The 10,829-nt window shown below is 40.5% G+C and carries 9 protein-coding genes; 8 read left to right on the plus strand and 1 reads right to left on the minus strand.

All coding sequences use genetic code 11. The annotated features are described in order from the left end of the window. Positions 1-5 precede the first annotated feature (5 nt). From nqrE to dinB, 5 genes are all read left to right on the plus strand, one after another. The gene (gene nqrE / locus BTO21_RS01330) at positions 6-602 is read left to right on the plus strand and encodes an NADH:ubiquinone reductase (Na(+)-transporting) subunit E (RefSeq protein WP_045031161.1); all 597 of its coding nucleotides are present in this window, start codon (positions 6-8) and stop codon (positions 600-602) included. A 23-nt stretch (positions 603-625) separates the two neighbouring features. Then, entirely contained in the window at positions 626-1,849 is a 1,224-nt protein-coding gene (gene nqrF / locus BTO21_RS01335; RefSeq protein WP_045031159.1) for an NADH:ubiquinone reductase (Na(+)-transporting) subunit F, read from the plus strand. Positions 1,850-2,009: 160 nt separating this feature from the next. Next, positions 2,010-3,035: an FAD:protein FMN transferase gene (locus tag BTO21_RS01340; RefSeq protein WP_045031157.1), complete on the plus strand. Its 1,026-nt coding sequence runs from the start codon at positions 2,010-2,012 to the stop codon at positions 3,033-3,035. A 14-nt stretch (positions 3,036-3,049) separates the two neighbouring features. Beyond that, on the plus strand, positions 3,050-3,271 hold the full coding sequence (gene nqrM / locus BTO21_RS01345; protein WP_045031155.1) for a (Na+)-NQR maturation NqrM: 222 nt from the start codon (positions 3,050-3,052) through the stop codon (positions 3,269-3,271). A gap of 267 nt (positions 3,272-3,538) precedes the next feature. After that, positions 3,539-4,612 carry a DNA polymerase IV gene (dinB, locus tag BTO21_RS01350; RefSeq protein WP_045031153.1) on the plus strand — a complete coding sequence of 358 codons (1,074 nt, stop codon included), beginning with the start codon at positions 3,539-3,541 and terminating at the stop codon, positions 4,610-4,612. An 85-nt stretch (positions 4,613-4,697) separates the two neighbouring features. Here dinB and BTO21_RS01355 read toward each other — a convergent pair whose 3' ends face one another. Beyond that, positions 4,698-6,158 carry an aminoacyl-histidine dipeptidase gene (locus BTO21_RS01355; protein WP_045031152.1) on the minus strand — a complete coding sequence of 487 codons (1,461 nt, stop codon included), beginning with the start codon at positions 6,156-6,158 and terminating at the stop codon, positions 4,698-4,700. Positions 6,159-7,227: 1,069 nt separating this feature from the next. Between BTO21_RS01355 and BTO21_RS01360 the strand changes: the two genes are divergently transcribed. The 3 genes from BTO21_RS01360 to frsA all read left to right on the plus strand — a co-directional run bounded on the left by BTO21_RS01360 (position 7,228) and on the right by frsA (position 10,489). After that, positions 7,228-8,517: an NCS2 family permease gene (locus tag BTO21_RS01360; RefSeq protein WP_045031150.1), complete on the plus strand. Its 1,290-nt coding sequence runs from the start codon at positions 7,228-7,230 to the stop codon at positions 8,515-8,517. Between the two features lie 69 nt (positions 8,518-8,586). Further along, positions 8,587-9,045, plus strand: coding sequence for a xanthine phosphoribosyltransferase (gpt, locus tag BTO21_RS01365; protein WP_045031148.1), 459 nt, complete (start codon positions 8,587-8,589; stop codon positions 9,043-9,045). 184 nt (positions 9,046-9,229) lie between these two features. Then, positions 9,230-10,489 (plus strand): esterase FrsA, encoded by a 1,260-nt coding sequence (gene frsA / locus BTO21_RS01370; RefSeq protein WP_045031147.1) that lies wholly within the window; start codon positions 9,230-9,232, stop codon positions 10,487-10,489. Positions 10,490-10,829 lie beyond the last annotated feature (340 nt).

The following is a 10,829-nucleotide window of genomic DNA, read 5'->3' on the forward strand; positions in this document are numbered from 1 at the left end:
GGAATATGGAACATTATTTAAGCCTATTGATTCGTTCGATTTTTATCGAGAACATGGCGTTATCTTTCTTCTTGGGTATGTGTACTTTCTTAGCAGTGTCTAAGAAAGTTAAGACCTCTTTTGGTCTGGGTGTTGCGGTAATCGTAGTACTTACATTATCAGTACCGTTAAACAATCTTGTGTACAACTATGTACTTAAAGATGGTGCGATTTTCCCAGGTGTAGACCTTACCTTCTTGAACTTTATTACGTTCATTGGTGTTATCGCGGCATTGGTTCAGATCCTTGAAATGGTTCTTGACCGCTTTTTCCCGCCGCTATACAACGCACTAGGTATTTTCTTACCGTTGATCACAGTTAACTGTGCAATCTTCGGTGGTGTATCTTTCATGGTGCAGCGTGATTACAACTTCACAGAATCAATCGTCTATGGCTTCGGCTCTGGTGTTGGTTGGATGTTGGCAATTGTTGCGCTTGCGGGTATCCGTGAGAAGATGAAATACTCAGATGTACCTGCGGGTCTACGTGGTTTAGGTATTACCTTTATCACTGTAGGTCTTATGGCGCTAGGCTTTATGTCGTTCTCTGGCGTACAGCTGTAATCAGGATAAGGAAGGAATAGTCAATGGATATTATTCTTGGCGTAGGCATGTTTACCTTGATTATCCTGGCTCTAGTTTTAGTGATTTTATTCGCTAAATCTAAGCTAGTACCATCAGGTGACATTACTATTTCAGTAAACGGCGATCCAGAAAAAGCGATCACTACAGGTGCGGGCGGTAAATTACTGACAGCACTTTCTGCTAACGGTATTTTTGTATCTTCAGCATGTGGTGGCGGTGGTTCTTGTGGTCAGTGTCGTGTAAAAATCAAATCTGGCGGTGGTGATATTCTACCAACAGAACTTGATCACATTTCTAAAGGTGAAGCACGTGAAGGCGAACGTCTAGCGTGTCAGGTTAACGTTAAATCTGACATGGACATCGAGCTTCCTGAAGAAATTTTTGGTGTGAAGAAGTGGGAATGTTCAGTTATCTCTAACGATAACAAAGCAACCTTCATCAAAGAGCTTAAGCTTCAAATTCCAGATGGCGAAACAGTACCTTTCCGTGCTGGTGGTTACATCCAGATTGAAGCACCTGCTCACCACATTAAATACTCTGACTTTGATGTACCAGAAGAGTACCGTGGCGACTGGGATAAGTTTAACTTGTTCCGCTACGAGTCTAAGGTTGATGAAGATATCATCCGTGCTTACTCAATGGCTAACTACCCAGAAGAGTTCGGTATTATTATGCTAAACGTGCGTATCGCTACGCCGCCGCCGAATAATCCTGATGTAACGCCTGGTCAAATGTCATCATTCATCTGGTCGCTTAAAGAAGGCGACAAGTGTACTATTTCGGGTCCTTTTGGTGAGTTCTTCGCTAAAGACACTGACAATGAAATGGTATTCGTAGGTGGTGGTGCAGGTATGGCGCCAATGCGTTCTCATATCTTCGACCAACTTAAGCGTCTGCACTCTAAGCGCAAGATGTCTTACTGGTATGGTGCGCGTTCTAAGCGTGAAATGTTCTATGAAGAAGATTTTGACTCACTAGCAGCTGAAAATCCTAACTTTGTATGGCATTGTGCGTTGTCTGATCCACAGCCTGAAGATAACTGGGATGGCTACACTGGCTTTATTCACAACGTTCTTTATGAAAACTACTTACGTGATCATGAAGCACCTGAAGATTGTGAGTACTACATGTGTGGTCCACCAATGATGAACGCAGCTGTTATCAGCATGCTGAAAGATCTTGGTGTTGAAGATGAAAACATTCTATTGGATGATTTCGGTGGCTAATTACTAGCCCTTCGCCTTGAAAGAAGGCTGGCCTATTAAGGTCAGCCTTTTTCATTATTAATGAATAATAATGTTATTTTTATTGTGGTTATTATCTATAAGTCATTGCTAATGATGGTTACTAGAGTAAAAATTACCTTTATTTCATTGGAGTAGTTGAATGAAAATGTTCCTTATTCGGGCTGTAGTTGTCGTTACAGCATTGTTAGCGCTTGCTGGCTGTGGTGAACAACGTCAGCAAATCACTATTAATGGCTCGACGATGGGAACCTATTATTCAATTAAAATAATTGATCAAGACGGTTTACCAACCGCGAAAGTGATTCAACAAGAGATTGATCGTCGCTTAGAGTTGGTTAACGATCAAATGTCGACTTACCGTCCAAATTCAGAATTGAGTTTATTTAATCAAGCCCCAGCCAATAAGCCTTTTCCAGTCTCAGCAGCAACGGCTAAAGTGATCACTGAAGCTCTGCGAATTTCTAACGTCAGTAATGGGGCTTATGATGTAACCGTCGGCCCGGTGGTTAACTTATGGAGTTTTGGCCCTGAAGCGCGCCCTGAATCGATTCCAACCGATAAAGAGGTTGCTACTCGTCTTTCAGAAGTGGGTTATCAACATCTGCAAGTGTTAGCGGGTAATAAATTAGTCAAAGATGAAGCTAAGCTATATGTGGATTTATCTTCAATTGCGAAAGGCTATGGGGTAGATGTTGTAGCCGACTATCTAAAAGATGATTTGCATGTTAAGAATTTCATGGTCGATATCGGCGGTGAATTACGCTTACAAGGTAAAAATAAAGCCAATATCTTATGGCGGATTGCGGTAGAAAAACCGGTTGAGAATGAACGTGCTGTACAAGAAATTCTGCAAGCGGGTGATATGGCGATTGCAACCTCAGGTGATTACCGTAATTACTTTGATGAAAACGGCGTGCGTTATTCGCATTTGATTAATCCTAAAACCGGTCGTCCTATTGAGAATCATGTGGTGTCGGTAACGGTTATTGCGCCATCATGTATGACTGCCGATGCTTACGCGACCACATTCTCTGTAATGGGTGAGGATGAATCAATTGCATTAGCTAACCAAGAAAATATTCCAGTGATGTTGATTGTAAAAACCAAAGATGGTTTTGTTGAATACAAATCAAACACCTTTGAGCAATACGTAGATAAAAAATAATAGAGGCATCATCCATGGCAATTTATTTAGTAACATTTGGTGTTTTTCTACTGGTTATTTTGGCAATGGCAGTAGGGTATATTTTCCAACGTAAATCAGTGAGTGGCAGTTGTGGCGGATTAGATGGGATTGGGATCGTGAAAGAATGTGATTGTCCTGAACCATGTGATGCCCGTAAAAAGCGTGAAGCACGCGCAGAACGTCAAGCTGAATGGAAGAAAAATCAGATTATATAATTGGTTTTAATTACATTATGTAAGTTCTTACTTACTCTGAAACCTAGGTACGACAAAGAAATTGTCATGCCTAGGTTTTTTTATGGGTGTAATTTAAGTGAAATCAAAGCCGATAAAGAAGTGCACTGATATACCTCATCTCATATTATCAATTGTCCCTATTTTGAAAAATAGATCATTGCGATATTGGCACCGATTCAGTAAATTGACGTATAATAGCTGTATATAAAAACAGTTATTTGCTGTGTTCATTAATGAGTATTTACTGTGACCAATCCATTGCCTATCCAACGTAAAATTATCCATGTTGATATGGATTGCTTTTATGCCGCCGTAGAAATGCGTGATGATCCCACTTTACGCGATATACCGATTGCTATTGGTGGACGATCTGAGCAACGTGGTGTGGTCAGTACCTGTAACTATCTAGCACGTCAATACGGTGTACATTCAGCAATGCCAACCGCACAAGCGATGAAACTGTGCCCACATTTAACCTTGGTTCGTGGTCGAATGGAGGTTTATCGCCAAGTTTCCCAGCAAATACGCGCTATCTTTGCCCGTTATACCGATAAAATTGAGCCGCTGTCATTGGATGAAGCTTATTTAGATGTCACAGAGTGTGAAATTCTCCATGGCTCTGCAACATTAATAGCACAACATATTCGTCAAACGATTGAACAAGAGTTGCAACTTACGGCCTCTGCTGGGGTTGCACCGGTTAAGTTTATCGCTAAAGTGGCTTCGGATCTTAATAAGCCCAATGGTCAATATGTGGTAACCCCCGAACAAGTGGATGATTTTGTTGCTGAGCTTAAACTGGAGAAAATTCCAGGCGTGGGCAAAGTGACTATTCAAAAACTGCACCAGCAAGGATTATATGTTGGTCGAGATGTGCAAAATTATGCGCAACAGCAGTTGTTACAGCAGTTTGGCAAGTTTGGACAATCATTATGGTTGCGTGCTCATGGTATCGATGAGCGAGAAGTAATTGTTGAACGTCAGCGGAAATCGGTTGGGGTTGAGCGGACGTTTAATAAAAATATTAGTAGTTATGATGAGTGTTGGCAGGTGATTGAGCACTTACATTTAGAACTTGAACAGCGATTGCGAAAAGTACGGCCCCAATTGAATATTGCTAAACAAGGGGTGAAAGTAAAATTTGCCGATTTTCAGCAAACGACAGTAGAACATAGTTGCCCTAAACTGGATAAACAACAATTTGTGACACTCTTAAAAGAAGCATTGACGCGTCAACAAGGTCGAGAGATTCGTCTGATTGGGTTAAGTGTCGGGTTAGAGCAAGGATTAAAAGCCCAGCAATTATCATTTAGTTTTTGATTGTGTTTGCGATCACCAGAATGCTGAATAATAAAAACGGGCGCAAGGCCCGTTTTTGATCTGGTTTTCAAATGAACTATTCGCGTTATTTTTTAACAGGAATATTTTTTAGAATCGCTAACATTTGATCCCAGAACATTTGTACCGTATCAATTTTCACTTTCTCATCAGGAGAGTGTGGGAATTTGATTGTAGGACCAAATGATAACATGTCCATTTCTGGGTACGGTTCTTTAAATAGACCGCACTCAAGACCTGCGTGGATCACCATGATGTTAGGTTTATTACCATACATCTGCTGGTAGGTATCACGGAATACTTGCATGATTTCAGAATCAGCATCAGGTTTCCAACCTGGGTATGCACCCGATGAAACACACTGTGCGCCAGTAATTGTCGCTAATGATTGCAGCATACCTTCAACGTAGCTACGACCAGAATCGATCAATGAACGAATCAGACATAGGATCGTTACTGTGTTTGTTTCGGTAGTGATTACACCCATGTTTAATGATGTTTCTACTACGCCTTCAATGTCATCGCTCATGCGAATAACACCGTTAGGACAAACATTTAACGTATGCATTAAACGTGTTTGATCGGTTAGTACCATTACATCGTTAGGCTGTGCACATGCTTCAGTAAATAAGGTAATGTCTGTTTCAACATGGCCTAATTCAGCACTCACGATTTGTTGGTATTCAGCAAATAATGCATTAAGTTTGTCGATGTTTGCTGCCGGTAATGTTGCAACAACGCTTGCTTCACGTGGCAGGGCATTACGTAAGCTACCACCGGTGAAATTGTTGATGCGTAAATCAAGCTCATTAGCATGACCCACTAAGAAACGCGCCATTATTTTATTTGCGTTGCCACGACCTGTGTGAATATCACAGCCTGAGTGACCGCCTTTTAGGCCTTTAACGACTAATTTAATTGGTTGATGTTCCGCCGGAATAGCTTCGCGTTGAATATCAATGGTCAACGCAACATCGACACCGCCTGCGCAACCCATGTAAACTTCGCCTTCTTGCTCAGAGTCAGTATTCAATAGAATATCACCCTCAAGCCAACCCGCTTCTAAGCCAAAAGCGCCTGTCATGCCTGTTTCTTCATCGATGGTCAATAAGACTTCTAATGGACCATGTTCGATGTCTTTAGCCGCTAGAATAGCTAGACAAGTCGCCATGCCCATGCCGTTATCAGCACCTAATGTTGTCCCTGTTGCTGTTACCCATTCACCATCAATAAATGGCAGAATTGGATCTTGGGTAAAGTCGTGTACTGTGTCTTCATTTTTTTGTGGCACCATATCAATGTGTGCTTGAAGTACAACACCTTTACGGTTTTCCATACCAGCGGTTGCTGGCTTTTTGATAATTACGTTGCCAGTATTATCACGGCGAACATCTAGCCCTTCAGCTTGCGCAAATGACACAATATATTGTGCCAGTTGCTCTTCATATTTAGATGGGTGCGGGATAGAACAAATCTGATCAAAGAAATGCCAAACAGCTGTTGGTGATAGTTGAGTAATTTCAGACACGGTAGCCTTCCTTTTTATATACGAGATTGGGCTAGTGTCATTTTGTAGGGTTTTAGCCGTAAAATGACAAAATAAGGTAGCGAGTATGTGTATCGCTTTGGTTTTAGCATATCACTCTGGCTTTAGGGGAGATAGCGCAAATAATAAAATCTTAGACCACTGATTTCTGTAGTTATAGTGTCAATGATAGCGTCATCCTCAGTTTGCAGTATGGTTATGCATATTTTGTAATCAAAAAGGCGTTAAATCGAAACAGAACTAAACGGTGATGTAATAAAGTTACCACAAAGATGATGTTTCAAGTGATTGATCCAAAAAGTGTGATCTAGTTAAAATAAATATTGTAATTTTATTTCATTTTGGCTATAGTTTAGACAAGCCATAATGATTGGCACGATAATTAACACGACATGTTCAGGATGAACCCGAGATATCGCCTCCAAGGAACCGAGAATAAGTGGGCCATGATGGCAACCCGCCAACAGTTATATGTTGGTGTACTTATGATTAAGGTGATTTAAATGAAAATTTTTTCTTCAATGACACATTTTTGGAATAACCGTGCGGTATATACCAGCAATTTCCATTACCCGTCTCCATACCGTTACTAACCCGTTTTCATTGTTTGGTTGTTCTTCAACGAGACAAAATATAAGTTTGTTCATTCCCTTAATTTAAGAATATATCGATAACGTTATTCTGTTATCTGCAACATTCTGCCGCCACTTCTTATTTGAAGTGGCGTTTTTTTTAGCTGTTTTTTAGGTTATATCCTCATTTTTGTTCTGGTTATCGGTCTTTGTTAACTCTTATTTAGTGGTTTAAAAACAAAATGCTCAAAAAACAGCCATGACGGCTTTGTTTCTAATTTACTGATAAATATACTTTAAATTGACCTTGCTTCGGTTGTGTAAAGACAGATAGTTATTGTTTTACGCTTTTCAACGATAAAATCTGGAAATTGCGTTATCGCATGATTATAATCAGCGCCGAAATGGATTGCGCAATCGTTTTCTATTTCTTAACTTTGTTTGTTACTTTATTGCGTCTCTCTAAGGAACCGAGAAACATGCTAGAAAAGTTATTTAAACTCAAAGAACATGGCACAACAGTACGCACTGAAATTATGGCTGGTGTAACTACTTTCCTGACAATGGCTTATATTATTTTTGTAAACCCCACTATGCTAGCCAGCACAGGAATGGACCAAGGTGCAGTGTTTGTTGCAACTTGTTTAGCAGCAATGATTGGCTGCTTTGTAATGGGTTTTTATGCTAATTATCCAGTGGCACAAGCGCCAGGCATGGGACTTAACGCATTTTTTACCTATACCGTTGTGTTAGGCATGGGGCATACATGGCAAGTAGCATTAGCCGCGGTGTTCTTATCGGGTTTATGTTTTATTGCACTTAGCGTCATGCGAGTACGTGAGTGGATCATCAACGCCATTCCGCATTCATTACGTATCGGTATTTCAGCCGGTATTGGTTTGTTTTTAGCATTTATTGCTCTGCAAACATCAGGCATTGTCGTTGCAAGCCCTGCAACATTAGTGACGGCAGGTGATTTAACTAGCTTCTCTGCAATTATGGCGGCGTTAGGTTTCTTTTTAACGATTGGTTTAGTACAGCGTGGCTTTAAAGCGGCGGTGTTAATTGCGATTTTAATTGTAACGACGATCAGTATTATTGTCGGAGAAGTTGATTACAACGGCATTATGTCTATGCCACCAAGTATTGCACCGACTTTTATGCAACTTGATTTTTCAGGTGCAATGGAAGTGGGTTTAATTTCAATTGTGTTTGCGTTTTTGTTTGTCGATTTATTTGATACCGCGGGCACATTAGTCGGTGTTGCGACCAAAGCAAACTTGATTGGTGAAGACGGTAAATTACCGCGTTTAAACCGCGCACTATTAGCAGATAGTACAGCGACTTCAATTGGTGCATTGCTGGGTACCTCAAATACCACATCTTTTGTTGAGAGTGTGTCGGGTGTCGCAGTTGGCGGTCGTACAGGTCTAACTGCCGTTACGGTTGGCGTGTTATTCTTATTAGCGTTATTTTTTGCACCATTGGCTGGTATGGTTCCGGTGTACGCTACTGCTGGTGCGCTATTTTATGTTGCCATTTTGATGATGTCAGGTTTGGTGTCTATTGATTGGCGAGATTTAACAGAAGCAGCGCCTGTTGTGGTTGTGTGTTTGCTGATGCCTTTAACGTACTCGATTGCAGAAGGTATTGGTCTTGGTTTCATTACTTTTGCGGTAGTTAAAGCATTAAGTGGCAAGGGACGCGAAGTAAATATCAGTGTTTGGGTTATTTCAGCGTTATTCCTTGCGAAGATTATTTTCTTATAAGCGTAATATTATTCACGTTTATATAAATTTATGCGATTTTTTAATCGCAGTTTCAGAGGTTGTTTTACTATGAGTAATAAATTCGTCATCACTTGGGATAACATGCAGATGTACACACGCCAGCTAGCAGAGAAATTGCTACCGGCTGAACAGTGGACTGGTATTATTGCAGTTAGCCGTGGCGGTTTAGTGCCTGCAGCTATTTTGGCGCGTGAATTAGGTATTCGTCATATTGATACCGTATGTATTGCAAGCTATGATCATGATCATCAACGTGATATGAATGTGATCAAAAAAGCTGATGGTGATGGTGAAGGTTTTATCGTGGTTGACGATTTAGTTGATACTGGCGGTACTGCAGAAAAAATCCGTGAAATGTACCCACGTGCTAAATTTGTGACAGTATGTGCAAAGCCTGCGGGTCAACATTTAGTGGATGATTTTGTTGTCAGCATTCCACAAGACACTTGGATTGAACAACCTTGGGATATGGCGGTTACTTACGTTGATCCGATTGCTAAAAAATAATTATGTTGTCTGAGGCTAATTAATTGACGCTGTGATTTGATGTTGATGATCGGCTTTGGAAACTAAGTTTTATTGAAGATGCCACCTTGTTGGCGTCTTTTTTTATGGATTTTATTTATTGGCTGCGGTTTAGGTATATTATCTAAGTCTATTAAGTGAAGTGATATATACGCTGGAGGATACCGTGTCTGAACCATCAAAACAAAATTTATCAGAGAAGTTATTTGCACCACGTCAAACCAGCAAAGAGACATCGAATATTGTTAAAATTGCACATGTCCGTAGTGGTGATGTAAACAATGCATTTGATGGTGAAAGTCAGCTGGGATGGTATCGTGTTTTGCGACGCCCACAATGGATATGGCAAGGTGTTGATCCTATTGAGCAAGAAGCGGTATTGGCACGGATAGCAGCTTCAACTGCACCACGTACGAGTGAGCATTTGTTAGATACGGTTATTGGTTACCGTTCTGGTAATTGGACTTATGAATGGTCACAAGTTGCATCTAGTTATCAGCAATTAGCGCGTACGGCTGTCATCAATGGCGATAAGCTAGCAGCATCAGAATTATTGTTCAAAGCGAGTACTCACTACAGTATTGCCGCATATCCTTATATAAAAGGCGATCAACTGGCTGATCAAGCTGAGCTACAAGCCAATCAAAGTTACCGTGAAGCGATTGAGCTTCGACCGCATGATATGCGTAAAATTGATGTTAAATATGAAAATAAGACCTTTGAGGCATTCATTCATTTACCACGCACCGATAAGTTATTGCCAACGGTTATTGTCAGTGGTGGTTTAGCGACATTACAAAGTGATTTGTGGCGATTATATAAAGATTATTTAGGCCCAGCAGGGTATGCGATGGTAACGCTCGACATGCCATCTGTTGGCCATAGTGACCGCTGGAATTTAACCGAAGATACCAGCCGTTTACATCAAGCATTATTACAACAGATCCGTGATGTACCTTGGGTTGATAACCGTAATGTCGCGATGGTGGGATTACGTATGGGCGGTAATGCTGCGATCCGTCTGGGCTTTATGGAGCCGACACGTTTAAAAACTTGTGTCAGTATTGGTGGTGCAATTAATAGCTTTCTTACTCAACCCAAGTTATTAGATAAAATGCCACGGATGTATTTAGATGTTCTAGCTTCTCGAATGGGGAAGAGTGGCCAAGCAGAAGCCAGCATTAAATCTCATCTGCCTGCATGGTCATTAAAAAATCAAGGTATTTTAGGTCGTCGTCGAGTTGATATTCCGATGTTAGGTATTAGTTTGAAAAATGATCCGATTTGCCCAGAAATGGATAATCAACTTATTGCATTATCAAGTTATGGCGGTAAAGCGATTACGTTACCTGAAAAACCCATTTATGATGGTTATCATCGAGTGATGACCGAAGTGGTTAACTGGTTAGATGATAAAATGCAGTAGCTATCACGCTAACAGATAATATTTATAATAACGGAATTGCATTATGGTGCGATTCCGTTTTTTTATAAGTAATATATTGTCATGATATTGTTAGCAAAATTAGCGACTATGGTTTGTTATTTTGTTAAATTGTATCCATACTATAATAAATTATGCTAAGCGTATTTATGACGCTATGGGTAATAAAAGGATAGTAAGTCTTACTCGTGTATCAAATACTGCTGACTATGGATGGAGAATACAATGACAATAGCAACAAGCTTTCCACCACATGGACGTTTAATGTCTAAACTGACCGCAATTGGTCCTTATCTTCGTGAAAAAAAATCACAGCCACAAC

It is taken from the genome of Photobacterium phosphoreum, from assembly GCF_002954725.1.
GTDB lineage: Bacteria > Pseudomonadota > Gammaproteobacteria > Enterobacterales > Vibrionaceae > Photobacterium > Photobacterium phosphoreum.

Coding starts and splice junctions, on each gene's coding strand:
- nqrE (WP_045031161.1), top strand. CDS start 6: ATGGAACATTATTTAAGCCTATTGATTCGTTCGATTTTTATCGAGAAC.
- nqrF (WP_045031159.1), top strand. CDS start 626: ATGGATATTATTCTTGGCGTAGGCATGTTTACCTTGATTATCCTGGCT.
- BTO21_RS01340 (WP_045031157.1), top strand. CDS start 2,010: ATGAAAATGTTCCTTATTCGGGCTGTAGTTGTCGTTACAGCATTGTTA.
- nqrM (WP_045031155.1), top strand. CDS start 3,050: ATGGCAATTTATTTAGTAACATTTGGTGTTTTTCTACTGGTTATTTTG.
- BTO21_RS01360 (WP_045031150.1), top strand. CDS start 7,228: ATGCTAGAAAAGTTATTTAAACTCAAAGAACATGGCACAACAGTACGC.
- gpt (WP_045031148.1), top strand. CDS start 8,587: ATGAGTAATAAATTCGTCATCACTTGGGATAACATGCAGATGTACACA.